We start from the raw sequence: 19,075 nt of genomic DNA, 5'->3' as shown, positions 1-19,075 counted from the left end.
AATCGAAAATGATTACCGTATAAGTTTACACCTGTCTTTACACATTGTCATTATCTTTTTCACAAAAAAATCCCGCTTGCCGTAAGCAAGCGGGGTGTGTGTTAATTCTTTAAGACTGCGTTTTTAATATTATCCTGAAGCTGTTGAATCCGTTTCGCGCCGTCTTCTCTGATACGTCTGTTCTCTTCCTCGATCTGTTTCGTTTCCTGCATACCGCTGACAATCGTATTCCAAGACGTTTCAATCGTCTCAATGTCAATGCTCGGACGGCCTGCCATACGGGCAATCTCCACGCTTTGGTTTGAGATATTTTCAGCGTTTCGCTTCAGCATTTCATTCGTGCGGCGGTCCAGCTCGCTCATTGAATCAGCCACAAGCTTTTGCCGTTTGACTGTGACAGCCTGAATGATGCCGTTTTTGAAAATCGGAATCGTAATGACGAAAGCGGAATTGATTTTCCCGATGAGCTTCGTATTTCCGCGCTGAAGGAGGCGGATCTGCGGCGCCGTTTGCAGCGCCACCATCCGCGCCATATCTAAATCATAGACACGTTCCTCAAGCGCCTGAAGCCCGTCACGCAGCGTATCAAGCTGCATTTGCGCAAGCTGGTTTCCGCCTGCCGCTTTTTCTTCATAAGAAGGAATGAGCGCCTGCATTTCCTCAAGCTTCATCTGCCCGGCAACGACATACTTTTCAAGCTCCATGTAGTAGTTAATGTTGTTTTCATACATCTCTTCAAGCGTATGGTTCGTCTTTGCCATTTCATCTTTGTATTTTGAAATTTCGACGTGGATTTTTTCAATTTCTCCGCCCAGGGTGCGGTACTTTTGAAAAATCTTTTCAATCATGCTGTTGCCGCGTTTGAACATTTTAGCGAGAAATCCTTTTGGTTCATCGAAATCATTTTTGTCAAAACGGTCCATGATTTTTCCGAGCTGCGTCAGCATTGTGCCTGAATCCGTGACACTTGTTGTTTTCATCATATTTAAGATGCGGTCGGAGAACTTCGAGATTTCAACTGCCGGTTCTTTTCCGTACTCAAGCAGCTCCATTTGGTTTTTCACGTCAATCTGCTGTGAAATGCGCTGCACCTCAGGGTCTTGGCGCAGCTGCACCCTGATGTCATCTGCTTTTTGTTCAGAAATCTCTTCATTTTTATCAAGAACAAGCGGATTTTGATTTTCTGTCATGTTTATTTACTCTCCCTGCTTTTGCGTAATGGTTCTAAACAGCTTTCTTACGAGTGACGGCTCCTTATATTCCTGCCGAAACACCATGTCCTCCAGCCAATGGACATCAAATTGGCTTTCTTCAATATAATGCTCAATGTCCTGATGGCCCGGCGGATTATACAAGATGATATCGACGCCGAATTTATTTAAAAACAACAGAGCGGCGGCGTCAGAACGTGTAAGTTCACCATTTTGTTCCGTATGATATAAAACGAGTTTCGGAACGGTTTGGGCGTAATCAAACGTCTGAATCAATTGCAGCAGCGAAGCGGGCAGGTTCGTCGCCTGGCGGAACAAATAGATTGCGGCATCCCTTGCCTGCTCCCCGGGCAAAGCCTTCAGCCCTGGGTTTCTGCACATGTCAGAAATCACATTGGCGATGGCGTTCTGCACGCCTGACGGGAGATGCTTGTACTGCCAGATGTTGCTTCTTTTCAGCCTGTCCGCGTCAATCGCTCCTTCTTCGTTCAAAACCTGACTGTAGTGATACTGGTAGTTGGCTTTCAGCTCTTCCGTAAACGGAAAACTGCGGATCATGTGTGTCTCCTGATAGTCTGCAGCGGTATGGAGTCTGTTCCAATATTCTTTCGTATCTTTGGAAACCCCCATCACTTTCGCAAAAAGGTTCGGAACGGCCACCCGCTCCCTGTCCGCTTTAAATTGCGGCCGGATAAACGCCCGCTCCTTCGCAATGAGAAATAACTCATCATACGTCGTTTTTAAGGTCACGGACTGCGGGGTATGATCCCTGAACTGCCAAGGCTTATACATCATAGATTCCTCATGGTTCAGCACATGCTCAATTTCTTTCGTTGACCGGTAGGCCGTCGTGGACGTTCTGTCCGGCTTTTCTTTCGGGAATGGCTCAAGGCCGCCTGTTGCGGGGAGCTTTATCACAAAGCTGAGTTCCTCATCCGGATCAATCAAGCTGAACGGATCTTCCGCAGCCGGATGAAACAATAGGACGTCACAGCCGATCAGCATGAGATAATAGAGAAAATAGAGCTGGCTTTTGGCAGCGTCTCCATACCACACCACCTTCGGCATCTCACGCTCTATATCGGCTTGTTCGAGCCATGGATTCAGGTGGTTCAGCGAAAACTTTGACACATCCAAGAGCACACGCCGGAAATCGGGATGATTCAGCCCGTTTTCATGCCGGTCCGCAAAGGTTTCCAAAAGCGTCATAAACGCGGTTCTCAGCCGGCGGTGCATAAGCGGATCAGCGTGTTTGGCAAGCAGCCTGCCCCCATCGAGAAACGCGACAAACCTGGAAACCGAAAGCCCTTTCTCTTTTTGATTGACCGAATGGATGTGCTGCAGCGCCTGAAACGTTTCAGGCGCGATGGTCTTATCCAGCGTCTCGCTTAACACATGGATGTTTTCGTGAGAAGACAGCTCGAAAAGCTTATTGTAATACTCCGTCTCATCATAAGGAGTGCCCAAAATCCGGACGGCAAGACGGGTAAACGCCAGCCCGTTTTCCCGCTCGTAACCGGGACGTTCCGGCAGCGGCCGCATCAGAAACGTTTCCCAGTCATCGTTTTCCGGCTCGGCCTTTCGGATCACCAATTCTTCCTGCCTCATCATTTTCCTCCTTTCTCTTCATGATGATCGGTACAAAAAAGGAAGGAAATGAACTCTCCCTCCTTTTTTGTTTTATTCTTCTTTAGATGCAGCCGTTTGCTCCTGAACCTGCTTTTGTTTGTTGAAATAGTGGATAATAAACGTTACCACAAACGCAGCGATGATGATTCCGAAGAACACCACGTGCGGCATTTCATAATCAAAGGCGCTCGCCGCCATTTTCACGGCGATAATCCCGATCAGCACAAAAGCCGTATTTTCAAGCTCAGGGATTTTATCAATTAAAACAAGGAATACTTTTGCGACTGTACGCATCATGAGAATGCCAAGCATACCGCCGATCAAGAGCACCCACACTTTTTCCGATACCGCAAACGCGGCCAGAATGCTGTCAACAGAGAAGGCCAGATCCATTAACTCAACTGAAACGACAGTGGCCCAGAAAATTCCGAACGTACGGACCATCCATGAATTTTTCTTCATGCCTTCCGTATCGTCATCACCTTCTCCGATCCAGAAATGCTTAATGACGAGCCAAGCCAGGTACAGCGCGCCAAGCACTTTAATCCACCAGAACTTAATGAGCAGCATTCCGATCCCGATAAAGATAAAACGGAAAATATATGCCCCGAACAATCCGTATGTTAATGCTTTCTTCCGCTGTTTTTCAGGCAGATGCCTTACCATCACCGCAAGCACTAACGCATTGTCGGCCGACAGCAGCCCTTCCAGCAGAACCAAGGAACCGATCAGCCCCCATGATACAGGGTCAGTCAGCACCTCACCCCACATTTTCCAATCAAAAAAGGAAGCGTAGGTCGACATAATATGATGTAGAAAATCCAAGTTTTTTCCTCCTATTTAGTAAAACGGTAATTTCCTGCTTACACCTGCAAGCCGTAATTCCGGCAAAGTGATGCCAGACCGCCGGAAAACCCGCTGCCGATGGCGTTAAACTTCCACTCAGCCCCATGGCGGTAAAGCTCACAAACGACAACCGCCGTTTCAATCGAGAAGTCTTCCCCTAAATCGAAACGAAGCAGTTCATTCTGGCTGTTTTCATCGACGACGCGCACGAACGCGTTCGAAACTTGTCCGAAATTTTGGCCGCGCGCTTCCGCATCATGAATCGTGACGGTGATGCCGATCTTTTCAATATTTGCGGGTATTTTTGAGAAGTCGACGATAATTTGTTCATCGTCTCCCTCGCCCTCGCCCGTCCGGTTGTCTCCCGTATGGATGACGCCCCCGCTCGGGTGTTCCAGGTTATTGTAGAAAACAAAATCAAGATCATTTACACAGTTGTCATGGGCATCGACAAGAAAAGCCGACGCATCAAGGTCAAAGTCATGCCCTCCGGAGTACTTGTTCGTATCCCAGCCTAAACCGATCACCGCTTTTGTAAGACCGGGGTTCGTTTTTGTCAGATCAACACGCTGTCCTTTCGCCAATTGAATAGCCATGTGCCGTCTCTCCCTTCTGTGTTTGATATGGTTCAGCCGATTTGCAGGCCGTAATCTGTCGCAATACGGGCCAGTCCGCCTTGGTAGCCTGAACCGATCGCGGAAAATTTCCATTCGCCGTTATGTCTGTAAAGCTCCCCTGCGATAATGGCTGTTTCAATTGAGAAATCTTCAGCCAGATCGTAGCGGATCAGCTCTTCATTTGTCTCTTCATTGACAATGCGCACGAACGCGTTGGAAACTTGTCCGAAGTTTTGGCCGCGCGCTTCCGCTTCATGAATCGTGATGACGAATGAAATTTTGTCAATAGCCGCGGGCACCGCGCTCAGGTTGACTCTTACGCTTTCGTCATCGCCCTCGCCCTGGCCTGTCAGGTTGTCGCCTGAATGTGCGACAGAGCCGTTTCCTCCTTCAAGCTGATTATAGAAAATGAAATCATCAGGCGACGCGCATCTTCCCGCTTCATTTAATAGAAAGACGCTGGAATCTAAATCAAAATCATGTCCGCCATCGTATTTGTTTGTATCCCATCCAAGGCCGACAACGACTTTAGAAAGACCCGGATTTGTTTTAGTCAAATCTACTTTTTGTCCTTTTGCCAATGAAATTGCCATGTGTGCACTCTCCTTTTTATCGTTTAGGCGTATCGGTTAACGATATCGCCGATTTTTGTATCGTTTGTGCCTTCTCCTACTGCGGCGAATTTCCACTCGCCGTCCTGGCGGTAGATTTCAGCCGCGATCAGGCTCGTTCTGCCTGAATAGTTATCTCTTAAATTGTAAGTCACCAGTTCTTCGCGATTAGCCTGATCAACGACGCGGATGAACGCGTTTTGAATCATGCCGAAGTCCTGTTTTCGTCTGACGCAGTCGTAAATATTGACGACAAACACAAGTTTATTAATCTGAGCGGGCACTTTCGCCAAATCGATGAGAATTTGTTCATCATCGCCGTCGCCTTCACCCGTCAGGTTGTCACCCGTATGTACGACACCGCTGCAACGGCTTTTCAGATTGCCGAAATAGATGACGTTTTTGCTGTCTGTCATTTTATCATTTTCAAGCATCAGTACGGAAGCGTCACAGTCGATATTGGCACCGCCTCCGCCGAACAGCTTTCCGAAAAAGCCCCCGGATGATACAGGGTCCCAGCCGAGTCCGACCAGCAGTTTTGACAGGCCGGCTTTTCCTTTTGTTAAATCAATCCGCTGTCCTTTTTGTAAAGAGATCGCCATATGATTCACTCCTATTCTGTAAGGGTGCCGCTAAGCACGCCGCAAGTGCGCATTTTTACTAAATTCCGGGACAAGAATCCCGGTGTTTATTAAGATATACGTCTTTTATTATATCAAAGTTTCATAAAACATAAGAATTTTTGGCGAAAAACGGCGAAAAATTACTTCCTATATTCTCCTTCGTTCCGGAGAGAATAGAGAAAACAAAGAAATTGACGAAGACTGAACATTTTTCCTATCCTTGTATCAATACATGTCAGGAAAGGGGCAGACGAGTGATTGATTTAAGCATACTTGATCAGGCGCCCGTATCCAAAGGAAACGGGCCGCACGAGACGCTCCGCCGTTCAGCGGAGCTCGCCCGTCTCAGTGAAGGATGGGGCTATAAGCGGTACTGGTTTGCCGAGCATCACGGCACAAGAGGGCTCGCAAGCGTTTCGCCGGAAATTATGATCGCTCATACCGCCGCAGCCACAACGTCCATCCGTGTCGGATCAGGCGGCGTGCTGCTGCCGCAGTACAGCCCCTATAAAGTCGCGGAAACTTTCCGTCAGCTTGAGGCGCTGCACCCGAACCGGATTGACCTTGGGGTCGGACGCTCACCGGGCGGCACGACGAAAATCCGGCTCGCCCTCACAGACGGGGTAAAGAAAAGCATGACCGAGTTCAACAGGCAGCTTCAGGATTTATCATCCTTTCTGACAGATTCGGTTCCCTCGGACCATGCTTATGCAGGAATAAAAACAGCGCCTTTGATTGAAACAGCCCCGCAGCTTTGGGTGCTCGGCCTCGGGGAAAACAGCGCCAGACGCGCCGCTCTTCAAGGTGCGGGCTATGTCTTCGGCCATTTCATTAATCCGGAACGCGGGGAAAAAGCTTTTCAGATCTATCGGGACCATTTCCGGGCCTCCGCCCATTTTTCCGCTCCCGCCTCGCTCTGTGCCATTTTCGTCATATGCGCGGCTACGGATGAGAAAGCGGAAGAACTCGCCTTAAGCCAGGATTTATGGCTTCTTCGTGTCGGAAAAGGCGCCGACAGCCGCGTGCCGAGTGTGGAAGAAGCGAAGGCTTATCCGTATTCGCCGGAGGATCGTAAACAGATAGAAGAAAACAGGAAGCGGATGGTGATCGGCTCTCCTGCCGCAGTGAAACGCCGTCTGCTTGAACTTTCCGAGCGGTATCAGACAAAAGAGATGATGGTGCTGTGCAACGTCTTTGATTTCGAAGCAAAAAAAGAGTCATATGAGCGTCTTGCTGATATATTTCTGTGAAAAAAAGCCGTCAAACGGAGCAGCAGATGAGACTGCTGCACCGCTTAACGGCGGTTTTTTCGTTCTTTTCCTTTTTTAAACGCATTCCAAATCCCCTGCAGCGTAAACCCGAGCAGAAGCAGAATGATTAACAGTAAAGTGATTGACGGCCCCGGAGGCGTTCCGAGCTGGTACGAAGACGTCAGCCCCATGAACACACTGAAAAGAGAAATAATAATGGCTGCCGCAAACACCCATTTAAACCCTTTGGCGATACGGATTGCAAAAGCCGCGGGCAGTACGAGGAGCGCGGAAACGAGCAGCACGCCGATAATCGGAATAATGACCGAAATCGCCAGCCCCGTCACGATGCTGAATGACATTGACAGCAGGTTTGTGTTAATGCCTGATGTCTTCGCCGTCGCCTCGTCAAAAGTAAGCAGATAGAGCGGTCTGTTTAATATAATGAAATAAAGCAGAATCAGCAGGGTAATGCCTCCGATAATATAGACCTGCTGCTGGCTGACCGTGACAAGCGATCCAAATAAATATTGATCGATGCTCATCGACGCGCCGCCTTTTGACAGGCTGATCAGAAACATCGCAAACGACAGCCCGGCCGCCATTAAGATTGCGATAGATACCTCTGAATATGTACGGTACGCCCGCCGCATGTATTCAATGCCGATCGCTCCGATCGTGACGACAACGATGCTCGCCGCCGTAATATTGGTACTGAGAAAAAAACCGATGGCCACGCCCGACAATGAAATATGAGACAGCGTATCCGCCATCAGCGCCTGTCTTCTCAGCACGAGATATACGCCTAATATCGGCGCCATAATTCCGATCATGCTTCCCGCTAGAAAAGCTCGTCGCATGAATTCCAAGTCAAACATTTCCATCCGCCTTTTTCCCCCCTTTCAAGCCGTATGACTTTATCCAGATACTGCTGTACTTCGTTTTGTTCGTGTGTCACCATGACGACGGTGCGGTTGTGATTTTTCACCTGATGGTGCATAAATTCGTAGAAACCCTGCCTGCTTTCATAATCAACCGCGGTTGTCGGCTCATCAAGCATCAGCAGATCCGGATTGCTCGCAAGCATTCTCGCAATGCAGATTTTCTGCTTCTGTCCGCCGGATAAATCGCCGATTTTCCGGTGGCGGAAATCCCACATTTCCACCATCTTCAGCGCGTTTTCCACCTCGTGGTGATCCGTTTCGTTCAATCGTTTAAACCATTTTCCTTTCGTATAACGGCCTGATTGTACAAGCTCCAGAACCGTGCTTGGGAATCCTGCGTTAAATGAAGAAATCTGCTGCGGAACATAGCCGATTGTCAGGCGTTTTCCGGCTGCGTTTTTTTTACTGATCTCGGCCGTTCCTTCCCAAGGTCTGAGCATGCCGAGCATGACTTTCATCAGCGTCGATTTTGACGCGCCGTTCGGTCCTGTAATGCCGACGAATTCGCCGCTTTTGATTTCCAGCGACACGCCGTCAAGCACGGGTGTATGCGAATAACCAAAAACGATATCCTGTAATGTAACGAGATTCATGCTGACCTTCCTTTCCCGCATAGAAATAGTGTGCACCCCGCGGCGCACACTATGTTATTTAACCAATAGCGAATCTTTCAGTGCATCAAGGTTTTTCTCCATAATGTCGATATAACCGATGCCTTTATCCCGTTCTTTTTGGCTTAAACCTTCCAGTGTATTGAGCACTTCCGTTTTCGCGCCGATTTCACCGGCAAGCGTATCTGCAACTTTAGGCGATGCAACTTCTTCAAAGTAGATGATCTTCACATCATGCTGTTTGGCAAACGTTTTGAGATCCGCCAGTTTGGCCGCACTCGGCTCTTCTTCAGGAGAAAGGCCTGCAATCGCAACTTGTTTTAAGCCGTATTCTTTGGCGAGATAGCTGAATGCCGCGTGCTGTGTGATCAATTCTTTTTTCGCCGCTTTATTTAATGTTGTACGGTATAGTTTATCAAGATCCTGCAGTTTTGCAATATATTCTTTACTATTTTTCTCATAGTATGCTTTATTCTTCGGGTCCTGTTTTACAATCTGCGCCGTAATGGTTTTGACCTCTTTTTGCGCAAGAACCGGGCTGAGCCACACGTGAGGGTCCATGCTGTGGCTGTGGTCATGACCGCCGTGTCCATGTTCCTCTTCCTCTTCATCCGAACCTTCGAGTAAGTCAATTCCTTTCGACGCCTTTACAAACTTCGCATGATCAGAGCCCATGCTTTTTTCCGCTGAAGGAACCCATGTCTCCATATATTCGCTGTTGTATACGAAAAGATCGGCGTTTTGAATGCCGGCGATATCCTTCGGCGTCGGCTCCCAATCATGGGGTTCGACCGAAGACGGGATGAGAATGTCTACATCGCCTTTGTCTTTGACAATTTGTTTCGTGAATTCGTACATAGGATAAAAGGTCGTCACGACGTGCAGTTTGCCGCTTTTTGAAGAACCTGACGAACCTTTTGAAGGTGAATTGCCGCAGCCCGCCGCGATTAAAAAGCATGCCGCAATGACAATGATTCCGCTCCATTTTTTTAACAAGCCGTTTCCCCCTGTTCTGTAAATCAGAATGATGACGATTTCCAAAGCGTACTTTCTCGTTCATTTGTTACCTATACCATAATAAAACGAAGTAATTACGTTTTGCAAGATATTTTTTTCTAAATTGATGTCCGATTTACCTAAAAAGCCCCCGTCATGTATGGACGGGGGCGTCATATCACATATCAGGCAAGCAGATAAACTCTTGTTTCGTAAGGGCGGAATGCGATGCGGGATTCCGTGCCGCCGTCATTTTCATAGTTGCTGAGAAGAAGCTCGGCGCTTTCAGGTTCGGAGCCGTCCGGCCAATAAAAGGCGGCTTCTTCTTTCGATACGTTGCTGATGGACATGAGTTTTTGTCCGTTTGCCTGTCTTTCATACACAAACAGCTGCGGGTCATCAGGAAGCAGCAGCGTGTAGCTGCCTTTTATGATATCAGCATACTGTTTTCGCAGGCGGATCAGTTTTTTGTAAAAGTTCAATATAGAATCGGGATCATCCTGAGCCTCGGCCGCATTGACGGTTTTGTAATTGGGATTGACCGTGAGCCACGGTTCGCCCTCCGTAAATCCGGCATTCTTGCTGCCGTCCCACTGCATCGGTGTACGGGCATGGTCCCGGCTTTTCGCCATAATGGACGCCATGACTTCTTCCCTGTTCCGACCCATTTCAAATACCCTTTTATGATACATATTGACGGTCTGAATATCTTGATAATCCTCTATTCTGTCAAACGGAGCGTTTGTCATGCCGATTTCTTCCCCCTGGTAAATGTACGGCGTGCCTTTCATGAAATAAAGCAGGGCGGCAAGCATTTTGGCGGATGCTTTGCGGTATGTGCCTTCGTCTCCGAAACGGGATACGATCCGAGGCTGGTCATGATTGCACCAATACAGCGTATTCCAGCCTTGATGTTCCAGTTTTTCCTGCCAATCTGTGAGCACTTTCTTCAAATCGGACAGCTCAAGCGGTTTTACATCCCAATGCTCTTGGCCCGGCTTTTGATCAAGCTCCATATGCTGAAAATGAAAAATCATATTCAGTTCATGCTCATCGGTTCCCGTGTAGACCAGCCCTTCCTCAGGCGTCACTGATCCGGCCTCGCCGACCGACATCACGTCATATTTGGAAAATACCTCTTTCGTCATTTCTTTTAAGTAATCATGTATCCGTGCTCCGTTTGGCCGGAAAGGCTTCGGATCGGCCCGGCGGGCGATGTAATCTTCATATGGCGGCAAGTATTCTTTTTTTGACAGAAGATGGAGCTGGTCTATTCGCAATCCGTCCACGCCTTTATCGAGCCAAAATCTCATCATCTCGTATACTGATTGCCGAACTTCGGGGTTTTCCCAATTCAGATCGGCTTGTTTGACGGCGTTCATATGCAGGTAATATTCGCCCGTATGTTCTTCGTACTGCCAGACGGATTGTCCGTAATCCGACACCCAATCGGTCGGCGGGCCGTCCGCGGTGCCCGGCCGCCAAATATAATAATCGCGGTATTTGCTGTCCGGATTCATTTCCGCCTCTTTGAACCAAGGATGCTCTGTGGATGTATGATTTAAGACAAAGTCCATCACAAGCTTTAATCCGCGGCTGTGGCATTCTGTAAGCAGATCGTGAAAGTCCTCCATCCTTCCGTAAGATTCCATAATCGCTTGATGATCCGTCACATCGTAGCCGTTATCGACGTTTGGCGACGGGTAAATCGGGCAGATCCATATCACATCAGCGCCAAGTTCTTTTATATAATCGAGACGCGCGATAATCCCCCGCAGGTCGCCAATGCCGTCGCCGTTCGTATCTTGAAAGCTTCGCGGATAGATTTGATAGACAACGGCGTCTTTCCACCAGTCATTCTCCATCTTGCGGCCCCTCCTGTTTTTTAGAGAACCATTTCCTTTATAATCCTTTCCTAAACAAAAAAGAGAAGGTTTCCCCTCCTCTTTTAACTTTCCAGCTGAGACGGATAAAGCGTCATGCCTCCGTCGACGAAAAGTGTCGTTCCGGTTACGTAACTCGCTTCTTCCGACACCATCCATGCGGCGGCCGCGGCGACTTCTTCCGGTTTTCCGAAGGCGTTCATCGGAATTTTTTTCAGCTGGGCCTGTTTATGTGTTTCATCTTCCAGATCCTTATTGGACTCCGTGGCGATCGTGCCGGGAGCGATGGCATTCACCCGGATGCCTTTGTCTGCGTAATTGAGCGCCATCGTTTCCGTCATCATTTTGATTCCGCCTTTGGATGCCGAGTACTGCACGTTTTCAGGACGCGGTATTTGCTGATGAACGCTCGATATGTTTAAGACCGTTCCTTTTTTGCCGCGATCGAGCATATGTTTCAGTGCCGCTTTCGCCCCCAAAAAGGTGCCGGTCACGTTGACGTCGATGACCCTTTGCCAATCCTCCAAGCTCATTTCATGGGGCATCGCTTCGGCCCCGTTAAAGCCGGAATTGTTGACCATCACGTCCACACCCCCGAAATGCTCCTGGGCGGCATCAAACAGCGCCTGAATCCCTTCTTCTGAGGATACATCGGCTTTTACGGTGACGGCTCGGCCTCCCGCTTTCTCAATGATGTCCGCCGCTTCTTCCGCTCCGGCGGAATCACCGAGGTAGTTCACAACCACATTCATCCGCTCCTTGCCGAAGCGTTCGGCAATGGCTTTTCCGATTCCTTTCGAAGAACCTGTTACGATCGCTGTTTTTCCCTGTAAATCCTGATACATTGTCTCATTTCCTCCCTGATGTTAATACAGAGCATGTACCCGGTTTTAATCGGCTGAAAACAAAAGGAATCATAAAAAGAACGATGAAACCGAAGCTCCCTCGTTCTTTTTTTCATTATGCGTAGTTGTTCATTTGCAGCCTTTTTTGCACGCCGACAAGCCTGCTGAAAAAATAAGATGCCGCTTTGTAGTTCTCCCGTTGATGAAAGAAATGAGCCGCGTCCTGAAGCAGTTCCTCTGTGTCAGCCAACAGCTCTTTTGATTCCAGAATGTCAAAATACTCTTTGAGCGAATCCTGTCCGCCTTCCCCCTGATAAAGCTCTTTAATCAGACGGAATTTCGTCATATAGATCTCATCTTCCCACTCCGCCGCGCTTCTCATGCCCCGCGCGCAGCTGGCGGCGGCTTCACTGTATTTTTCCGTTTTAAAGTAGATATGCGTGAGTGAAAAAACAGCCTGGATGACCTGCCGGAAGCTGTGTGCTTCAAATCCGGCAGCCGCCCGTTCAAAATCCTCCGCCGCCTTGCAAAAATCACCCAGACTGTACATACAGTGCCCGATATTATAATAGGCCGCAGCAATCATATATTGATCATCAAGCCGCTCCGCGTGTTCCAAGGCGCATTTGAGGTATTCCAGCGCTTTTTTATGCTGCTGGGCGTCCATCAGATTTCCGGCAATGATAAATTTGCACTGCACCCTTCTCATTCCGTATAATTCATATTTCTTGTAAATATCAAGCGCCTGCCCCGCGTAATTCATCGAAAAGAAAGTCTGCTTGATATGATAGTACACCTCAGAAATTTTATACAGAAACTCGGCTTTCTCTATGTCATCTTCCACATATTCAAGCTTTTCCTCAGCCCGCTTATAATGAGAAATCGCTGAGATGAAGTTTTTCTGCTTAAATTCATACATTCCCCTGAAATAGTAAAAATAATATTCCAGTAAGCCGGTCAGCTTTTGCTGGTTCATCTCAATCTCAGTGAGCATTTCAGAGAACGGAGGCTGGCAGTCGCCGTCTTTCATGGGTTTTAATTTATCCAGCATGATGCGGTGCCGAAATTCCATCAATGAAAAATACAACAATAAATCCTGGTTCTCTTCCATATCTTCGAGTTCATATTGAATCTCCCGCTTCAGCGCTTCAGCTTGATCGGCTTCAAACGCGCGGATCAGCTTATACCATTCATTCATCTTTACGGCCACTTCTTCAGATGGAATCTTGGATTTCATAGATTTGCCTCCTTCCTCCGGCTACTAATTATGTTATATTTTATCATAGCAAATTTATGGCAGTGAGCAAACAAAGATTTTAATCAATTAAAGAAAGAGAGAATTCACCATGAAACTACCAGTCAGAATTGCGCTGCTTTTGATCCTCTTCTTTTCCGCAGACCTATGTTTTTCCTATGTGCAGAAAGAATTGAGGCCGCAGACGGCATTACAAGATAGAGCCATTCCAAGCGCTCTTCATCCGCTCGTGAAACAGAATGCGGAGCTATTGCAGACGGCCGCTCTGAAAAAAGGCATCACCGTCGTTATCACAGAGGGTTTCAGATCAATTGAGGAACAAAACGAATTGTACCGTCAAGGACGTTCAAAAAAAGGAAATATCGTCACCTACGCAAAAGGCGGGGAATCTTACCACAATTACGGCCTTGCGATCGACTTCGCCCTGCAAAAAAAGGATGGAAGCCTAATTTGGGATATGACGTACGACGGAAACCGAAACGGCACGCCCGATTGGCTTGAGGTCGTATCGATTGCCAAAACGCTCGGTTTTGATTGGGGAGGCGATTGGAGAGGCTTTAAAGATTATCCTCATTTACAAATGATCCCTGGCTAATAAAACCTTTTCTTTTTTCGCTTTTGCGCATCAATGTACGGAGGATAGACAGGCCTGTACACAAGCTTATATCCTTCATTGCCGGACGGCGTAAAATCGCGCTGCCACTCCAGCCGCAGATGGAAATCGGATAAAAAAGCGGCCTTTGCTTCTTCGGGAGTAACGGCCGGGACCGGATTGATCTTCTCCAGCTGCTCCGGGTCAATGTCAGGCGCCATGTAAGCTTCCACAAGCCCCGTTACGGGACTGACAAGTATTCTCGCAGCGCCGAACCGCAGCGGAATATCCTGATGCCATATGGAAAAATGGAAGCGGAACCTGCCCCTTCCGTCCGTTTTCACCGGGTTCATTTTAAAAAACTCGTCCGCTCTCGGATAAAGTTTGTATAAAAATTGAAGCGCGACGGCCTCACACTCTTCCGCAGAATAAAAGGCCGGGCCCTGATGCTCAATAAAAGATTTAAAGGCTGTCATTTTCCCTGTCTTTTTGTCCGTTTTCATCTTCATTGTATTTTTGTTGCTGCTTTCAAAATAGCTTTCGATACTCAAATCTTTCCGTTCCGGAACCGACCCTTTCCGCCATGTCGTTCCGATCTCATCCCCGAGATCGCGCCGGCGCGTCTGAACCATATCCGAGGTAAACCCCATTAATTCATCCAGGCTGATTTCCCGTTTATGTTCAAACGCGGGAAGCGGTTTTGCCGGCTCATTCCTGTCTTCGCAAAGCTGCTGATCCGGCACGATATCATCTTCACCGGCCGGATAGCTGTAAGCCGGCAGAATCGGTTCATAGACGAGACGCGGTATTTTCTCAAAATTGACCACATCATAGACGAGACTGAATGTCAGCACACTCATGTAATGCGAGACGACTTTTTCCCGATCGACGAATGTTTCCGGGACGGGCGCTTCACCCTTATCCCCGTAATAGATAAACTGCACGACGAAGCCGCTCCTGGTTACATCAACGAAAAAACCTGAATCGGGAAGCGGCCGGCCGAGCACTTTTTTTGTATAGATAAATCGGATGCACCCATTGCGTTCTTCCCTCGCCTGAAAGATGAAATTCATAAAAGTAAGCGGGCGGTGTCTCGCCGCAAACCGAAGAGCCGTCAGCTTTAATTCGGCGTCTGACAGCTTCATGTCTGAACCCGGGCAGTCGTTGCGTGAATAGGTAAGCAAAGATCCGTCGTCGCCCAGCTCAATCGTGACCGTTTTATCCGGATGGTTACGATCTTTCCATATATAATAGGCTCTCATTTTTTGTTTTTCATCATAATCTTCTATTTCAAGCTCATAGTGCGGCGGTATGTTCCCGATATCCAGCGCTTTTTTTCTTAGATGTTCTTTCAGCAATGGGGTCATCCTTTCAGAAGAGTGTATAAAAAAGAACTGTTTTTTATTATATAAAAACGTCCTTATCCTTTTAAAGGGAAGAAAGTGCCTTTTATGTGTCTATTTTTAGCAAAGAGGGAAAAGAGCCGTATTCTGAGCGGCACTTTTTCATACAAATGTCACATTCCCCGTGAAAGCCCCGGGACGGACGCCCATGACCTTCAGCCTATTAAACTCGTGATCGCTTCTCCCGTATGAGCCTCAATAAACTGCGGGAAAACCGGCTTGTATACGAGCCTGTACACTTTTCCGCAGCTGCCGTCATCGTAACAATGGTCCCAAGCGAGCTCTGCTTTGATGGCCCGGCGGATCGCGTCCTTCGCCTCTTCCATTGTCAATGAAGGAACGGGATCGATTTCCTCGAGCTCTTTCGGATCAATTTCCGGCGGCATATAAAAAGTGACAAGACCCGTCTTTTTGCTGACACAGATTCTTCCCTCTCCGAATCGCAAATCAACGCCGCCCGAACAAGCCTTATATGTAAGTCCCACGTTTTCTCCTTCATCATCCGGTTCATCATATTGAACCCGGAAATACTGATCCGCTTCCGGAAACATGGCGAATAAAAAGCGGATGGCCATGTGATGGCATTCTTCCTCGGAAAACACCGATTCACCTTCAACTTTTATAAATGACATCACCCCGGTGAGCCGGCCCGATTCTTTATCATATCTTGTTTTCAATACGTGTTCATTCCGTTCTTTAAACAGACTTTCAAAGCTTTTATCTTCCCGCACGGATTTTGTTTTTTCAGGACGCCAGGCAATGCCGATACAGCCCTCTCCAAGATCGCTTTCCCTCTCTTTATAAAAACCGTCGTGCAGCCCGATCATGTCATTGATGCTCATCTTTTCCGCTTCAGGTGCAGGGCGTGAAATCGGGACATACGGCCGCGTGCCGTCTTCCAGCTCTTCATATTCGTCTAATTCTGCATTCTCTTCCTTCAGGTCGGCCGATATCGGCCGCGTCGGAGACACGATTTCATAGACGAGATGGGGCTTGTCATCCCCCTGCACATAGACGGACTGATGCAGGACGGTGAACAACAGCTCTGCTTCAATATGTTTGACAAAGTGAGCCAATGCTTCCCGCTTGTCCGCAATTGTCTCCGGTCTTAACAGATCATCGGCCTTCCCATGGTAAGAAAAGCCGGTTACTTCCCCTGTCACAGCCAGGTCGATGTAAAACCCGGTCAGCGGAAGCGGCAGACCGTCAGCCATCTGAACATAGGAATATCTCACATCGCCATCATTTGCGGGTCCGTTTTTTTCCGGTTCAAACTCAGCCAATGCCCCCGGACGATGGGTTTCTAAAAACGCCCGCATCCGTTCTTCTATGTCCGATTCCGAAAGAGCCGGCAGATCAGTCTGGAAAGCCGGACGGGATAAGTATTTCAGTTTTCCTTCCCGGTCTAATTCGACCATGATGCCGGCTTCCGGATCATTCTTATCTTCCCACCAAAACAGAACCTCATCTTCCTGGTATTCTTCCACATTACTCTCGTAGCGGGCAGGTACGTTTCCGATTCGGAGAGCCAGCTGTTTCAATTCTTCTTTATTCATCATAACACTTCCTTTTCTTCCAAAAAGATTGATGATTACCAAGACTCTTTTATACAAAACTAGTATAATTAACCTGTCTGTCTTCATGACTATCGAATTAATCATTAACAACAGGGGGTAAACCAGATGTCCATCAAAAAAATGAGCGCCGTGTTTTTCATTCTGCTTCTCACGGCATTTACCGCCGCATGCAGCAGCGAAACGAGCGGCGGCCAGGAAAGCAGCACGGCGAAAGTGAAAATAAAAGAGACGGCATGGGCCGCTTCAGACGATACTGAACATCCGGCCGCGCTGAAAGTAACGGTCACCGTCAAAAATACGGGCAAAGACCCGCTTACCGTCAAAAGCAGCGACTTCTCACTTTATCAGGATGACGCGAAAACAGCCAAGGCCGATAAGGAAGACTTGATGCAGAGCGGCACGCTTCATGCCGGTAAGACAGTGACGGGCAATCTGTACTTCACGGCTGACGAAGGCAAATCCTATGAATTGGTATATCAGCCGCAGGCAAAAGACGCGAAGCCTTTATCTTATAAACTGAAAGTCAAAGGCACAGCCTCAAATGCAAAACCTGACCCGGCGGACGCATTATCCGCATACATTGATGTGATGCTGTACGGCAAGCACAATAAAGATTTCACCCGCCTGACCGGTGTAAATGAAAAAATGACGGCCGCCGCATATCAGGAATCGGCGAAAGCCAGCTTTATCGCTTCTGCAGGCATTTCACAAGAACAGGCGGATTCAAAAGCCATTTCCGCTATTATTGACGCCATGTCATCAGCGCTTCGGGATAACACAGAGCTCAAGGTGCATACCAAATCCATGTCAGGCAAAAAAGCCGTCCTTGAAGCAAAAGTGACGCCGCTTGATATGTCTCCGCTTGCGGGCCAGCTGCAAGACCGCGTGCAAGACTATGCCGGAAAGCACCCTGATGCTGATGAAAACGAAATTGTCAGCCACCTGCTTTCTGTCTATCCGGAAGAGTTTATGCGCCTGAAACCGGCTTCTTCTTCCGTTACAAGAGAAATCGAGATGAAGAAAAACGCCCGCGGCCAGTGGTATCTGGATACAGACGCCGATCTGGAAGGATTGACAGAAGCGTTTTTGAAAACGTCCTGACAACAAGAAAGGAAATAGCCCAGGCTATTTCCTTTTTTTATTTTCACTTAAAGATGTCACTGATATATTGAACCTCATCCTCGGTTAACTGCACATGAAGCGCGTCCAGATTGTGTTTCAGCTGGTCGGGGCGTTTGGCTCCGGGAATGATCGCATCCACTGCCGGCTGCGACAGAAGCCACGCGAGTGCGATATGCGCTGTCTGCGCCCCTTTTTCCTCCGCAACGGCCCGAAGCTTATCCACTCTCTCCAGGTTTTGGCGAAAAGCTTCCCCCTGAAACGGCGGCCTGTTCTTTCGGCTGTCCTCAAAGACTGTGTCTTTTGTAAACTTTCCCGTCAGCAAGCCGGAAGCAAGCGGAAAATAAGGAATAAAGGAAATGCCGTTCTTTTCACAATAAGGCAGCAGATCATGCTCCGCCTCACGCTGAATCAGTGAATATTCCGATTGAAAAACCTCTAAATAGCCGTCGGCGTTAAACTCCTGCAATTGCCGGAAGCTGAGATTGGACGCGCCGATTGCTCTGATTTTCCCTTCGTCCTTCAGTTCTTTTAGCGTGCCCGCCACTTCGGAGAGCGGTGTTTTGCCGTCAGGGAAGTGGACGTAATACAAATCAATCACGTCTGTTTTCAGCCGCTTCAGGCTGTTTTCCGCCTCACTCCGGAGAAATTCACGGCTGTTGTCCAGCTCGATTTGTCCGTTGACTTCTTTATGCGCGCCTTTTGACGCAATCACGAGGCTGTCCCGCACGCCGCGCTCTGCGACAACTTCACCGATTAACTCTTCGGAACGCCCCAAACCGTATATAAACGCCGTATCAATAAAATTGACGCCGCCGTCCAATGCTGTGCGGATGAGTTCTTTTCCCGTTTCATCATTAAGATTCGGAAACAGATTATGTCCTCCGACCGCATTTGCGCCAAAACCGATACGCTTTACCCGTAAATCCGTCCTGCCCAGCGTACGTGTCTCATCCATGGCTCAGGCTCCCTTCTTTTTATCGCTCTGTTTAGTATTAGATAGACGGTAAGAATTATCCTGCCTGAGAGCCTATCTACAGAAAAAACCTTGAAAAGCGTTTGC

The 19,075-nt window shown here is 48.2% G+C and carries 18 protein-coding genes; 3 read left to right on the top strand and 15 right to left on the bottom strand.

The features are described 5' to 3' along the window. Positions 1–101: 101 nt before the first annotated feature. The 6 genes from NYE62_RS01615 to NYE62_RS01590 form a co-directional block, all read right to left on the bottom strand. On the bottom strand, positions 102–1,190 hold the full coding sequence (locus NYE62_RS01615) for a toxic anion resistance protein (protein WP_007609246.1): 1,089 nt from the start codon (positions 1,188–1,190) through the stop codon (positions 102–104). 6 nt (positions 1,191–1,196) lie between these two features. Beyond that, positions 1,197–2,819 carry a YceG family protein gene (locus NYE62_RS01610; protein WP_007409048.1) on the bottom strand — a complete coding sequence of 541 codons (1,623 nt, stop codon included), beginning with the start codon at positions 2,817–2,819 and terminating at the stop codon, positions 1,197–1,199. 72 nt (positions 2,820–2,891) lie between these two features. After that, the gene (locus tag NYE62_RS01605) at positions 2,892–3,665 is read right to left on the bottom strand and encodes a TerC family protein (RefSeq protein ID WP_003156644.1); all 774 of its coding nucleotides are present in this window, start codon (positions 3,663–3,665) and stop codon (positions 2,892–2,894) included. A gap of 38 nt (positions 3,666–3,703) precedes the next feature. After that, the gene (locus tag NYE62_RS01600) at positions 3,704–4,282 is read right to left on the bottom strand and encodes a TerD family protein (RefSeq protein WP_003156645.1); all 579 of its coding nucleotides are present in this window, start codon (positions 4,280–4,282) and stop codon (positions 3,704–3,706) included. Positions 4,283–4,314: 32 nt separating this feature from the next. Then, positions 4,315–4,896 (bottom strand): TerD family protein, encoded by a 582-nt coding sequence (locus NYE62_RS01595; protein WP_003156648.1) that lies wholly within the window; start codon positions 4,894–4,896, stop codon positions 4,315–4,317. A 23-nt stretch (positions 4,897–4,919) separates the two neighbouring features. After that, on the bottom strand, positions 4,920–5,516 hold the full coding sequence (locus NYE62_RS01590; protein ID WP_144464861.1) for a TerD family protein: 597 nt from the start codon (positions 5,514–5,516) through the stop codon (positions 4,920–4,922). A gap of 275 nt (positions 5,517–5,791) precedes the next feature. On the opposite strand from NYE62_RS01590, the gene NYE62_RS01585 reads away from it, so the two are divergent. After that, the gene (locus NYE62_RS01585) at positions 5,792–6,787 is read left to right on the top strand and encodes an LLM class flavin-dependent oxidoreductase (RefSeq protein ID WP_007409045.1); all 996 of its coding nucleotides are present in this window, start codon (positions 5,792–5,794) and stop codon (positions 6,785–6,787) included. 44 nt (positions 6,788–6,831) lie between these two features. On the opposite strand, the gene NYE62_RS01580 is transcribed toward NYE62_RS01585, so the two are convergent. The 6 genes from NYE62_RS01580 to NYE62_RS01555 all read right to left on the bottom strand — a co-directional run bounded on the left by NYE62_RS01580 (position 6,832) and on the right by NYE62_RS01555 (position 13,303). Then, the gene (locus NYE62_RS01580) at positions 6,832–7,671 is read right to left on the bottom strand and encodes a metal ABC transporter permease (RefSeq protein WP_007409044.1); all 840 of its coding nucleotides are present in this window, start codon (positions 7,669–7,671) and stop codon (positions 6,832–6,834) included. After that, a complete protein-coding gene (locus tag NYE62_RS01575; RefSeq protein ID WP_003156655.1) occupies positions 7,629–8,324 on the bottom strand; it encodes a metal ABC transporter ATP-binding protein in 696 nt (231 codons plus the stop codon). The genes NYE62_RS01580 and NYE62_RS01575 overlap by 43 nt, the downstream gene beginning before the upstream one ends. Before the next feature lie 54 nt (positions 8,325–8,378). Further along, positions 8,379–9,338 carry a metal ABC transporter substrate-binding protein gene (locus tag NYE62_RS01570; RefSeq protein ID WP_144664465.1) on the bottom strand — a complete coding sequence of 320 codons (960 nt, stop codon included), beginning with the start codon at positions 9,336–9,338 and terminating at the stop codon, positions 8,379–8,381. Between the two features lie 185 nt (positions 9,339–9,523). Continuing rightward, a complete protein-coding gene (locus NYE62_RS01565) occupies positions 9,524–11,203 on the bottom strand; it encodes an alpha-glucosidase (RefSeq protein WP_144664463.1) in 1,680 nt (559 codons plus the stop codon). 83 nt (positions 11,204–11,286) lie between these two features. Beyond that, complete coding sequence (locus NYE62_RS01560; RefSeq protein WP_094032899.1) at positions 11,287–12,066, bottom strand: glucose 1-dehydrogenase; 780 nt, start codon at positions 12,064–12,066, stop codon at positions 11,287–11,289. A 115-nt stretch (positions 12,067–12,181) separates the two neighbouring features. Beyond that, positions 12,182–13,303, bottom strand: a complete 1,122-nt coding sequence (locus NYE62_RS01555) for a Rap family tetratricopeptide repeat protein (RefSeq protein ID WP_061861129.1) — start codon at positions 13,301–13,303, stop codon at positions 12,182–12,184. A gap of 109 nt (positions 13,304–13,412) precedes the next feature. Between NYE62_RS01555 and NYE62_RS01550 the strand changes: the two genes are divergently transcribed. Further along, the gene (locus NYE62_RS01550; RefSeq protein ID WP_060563028.1) at positions 13,413–13,916 is read left to right on the top strand and encodes a M15 family metallopeptidase; all 504 of its coding nucleotides are present in this window, start codon (positions 13,413–13,415) and stop codon (positions 13,914–13,916) included. On the opposite strand, the gene NYE62_RS01545 is transcribed toward NYE62_RS01550, so the two are convergent. Together NYE62_RS01545 and NYE62_RS01540 are read right to left on the bottom strand one after the other, a co-directional pair. Continuing rightward, a complete protein-coding gene (locus NYE62_RS01545) occupies positions 13,913–15,271 on the bottom strand; it encodes a YcdB/YcdC domain-containing protein (protein ID WP_094032898.1) in 1,359 nt (452 codons plus the stop codon). The genes NYE62_RS01550 and NYE62_RS01545 overlap by 4 nt on opposite strands. A gap of 200 nt (positions 15,272–15,471) precedes the next feature. After that, positions 15,472–16,872, bottom strand: a complete 1,401-nt coding sequence (locus NYE62_RS01540) for a YcdB/YcdC domain-containing protein (protein ID WP_144664556.1) — start codon at positions 16,870–16,872, stop codon at positions 15,472–15,474. A 126-nt stretch (positions 16,873–16,998) separates the two neighbouring features. On the opposite strand from NYE62_RS01540, the gene NYE62_RS01535 reads away from it, so the two are divergent. Continuing rightward, the gene (locus NYE62_RS01535) at positions 16,999–17,994 is read left to right on the top strand and encodes a DUF5105 domain-containing protein (RefSeq protein WP_015416740.1); all 996 of its coding nucleotides are present in this window, start codon (positions 16,999–17,001) and stop codon (positions 17,992–17,994) included. A gap of 43 nt (positions 17,995–18,037) precedes the next feature. Here NYE62_RS01535 and NYE62_RS01530 read toward each other — a convergent pair whose 3' ends face one another. Further along, positions 18,038–18,970 (bottom strand): aldo/keto reductase, encoded by a 933-nt coding sequence (locus NYE62_RS01530; RefSeq protein WP_007609226.1) that lies wholly within the window; start codon positions 18,968–18,970, stop codon positions 18,038–18,040. Positions 18,971–19,075: the final 105 nt, after the last annotated feature.

The sequence above is a fragment of the Bacillus sp. FSL K6-2861 genome, from assembly GCF_038630725.1.
In the GTDB taxonomy this organism is placed as follows: Bacteria; Bacillota; Bacilli; order Bacillales; family Bacillaceae; genus Bacillus; species Bacillus velezensis.
Note: the sequence above shows the minus strand (reverse complement) of the source record. Positions and strands in the feature narration are given on the sequence as shown.

What these genes read in the sequence shown, in the direction of transcription:
- NYE62_RS01600 (WP_003156645.1), bottom strand. Translation starts at nt 4,282, where the DNA reads ATGGCTATTCAATTGGCGAAAGGACAGCGTGTTGATCTGACAAAAACG.
- NYE62_RS01590 (WP_144464861.1), bottom strand. Translation starts at nt 5,516, where the DNA reads ATGGCGATCTCTTTACAAAAAGGACAGCGGATTGATTTAACAAAAGGA.
- NYE62_RS01540 (WP_144664556.1), bottom strand. Translation starts at nt 16,872, where the DNA reads ATGAATAAAGAAGAATTGAAACAGCTGGCTCTCCGAATCGGAAACGTA.
- NYE62_RS01535 (WP_015416740.1), top strand. Translation starts at nt 16,999, where the DNA reads ATGTCCATCAAAAAAATGAGCGCCGTGTTTTTCATTCTGCTTCTCACG.
- NYE62_RS01615 (WP_007609246.1), bottom strand. Translation starts at nt 1,190, where the DNA reads ATGACAGAAAATCAAAATCCGCTTGTTCTTGATAAAAATGAAGAGATT.
- NYE62_RS01550 (WP_060563028.1), top strand. Translation starts at nt 13,413, where the DNA reads ATGAAACTACCAGTCAGAATTGCGCTGCTTTTGATCCTCTTCTTTTCC.
- NYE62_RS01575 (WP_003156655.1), bottom strand. Translation starts at nt 8,324, where the DNA reads ATGAATCTCGTTACATTACAGGATATCGTTTTTGGTTATTCGCATACA.
- NYE62_RS01580 (WP_007409044.1), bottom strand. Translation starts at nt 7,671, where the DNA reads ATGGAAATGTTTGACTTGGAATTCATGCGACGAGCTTTTCTAGCGGGA.
- NYE62_RS01555 (WP_061861129.1), bottom strand. Translation starts at nt 13,303, where the DNA reads ATGAAATCCAAGATTCCATCTGAAGAAGTGGCCGTAAAGATGAATGAA.
- NYE62_RS01610 (WP_007409048.1), bottom strand. Translation starts at nt 2,819, where the DNA reads ATGAGGCAGGAAGAATTGGTGATCCGAAAGGCCGAGCCGGAAAACGAT.
- NYE62_RS01560 (WP_094032899.1), bottom strand. Translation starts at nt 12,066, where the DNA reads ATGTATCAGGATTTACAGGGAAAAACAGCGATCGTAACAGGTTCTTCG.
- NYE62_RS01595 (WP_003156648.1), bottom strand. Translation starts at nt 4,896, where the DNA reads ATGGCAATTTCATTGGCAAAAGGACAAAAAGTAGATTTGACTAAAACA.
- NYE62_RS01530 (WP_007609226.1), bottom strand. Translation starts at nt 18,970, where the DNA reads ATGGATGAGACACGTACGCTGGGCAGGACGGATTTACGGGTAAAGCGT.
- NYE62_RS01565 (WP_144664463.1), bottom strand. Translation starts at nt 11,203, where the DNA reads ATGGAGAATGACTGGTGGAAAGACGCCGTTGTCTATCAAATCTATCCG.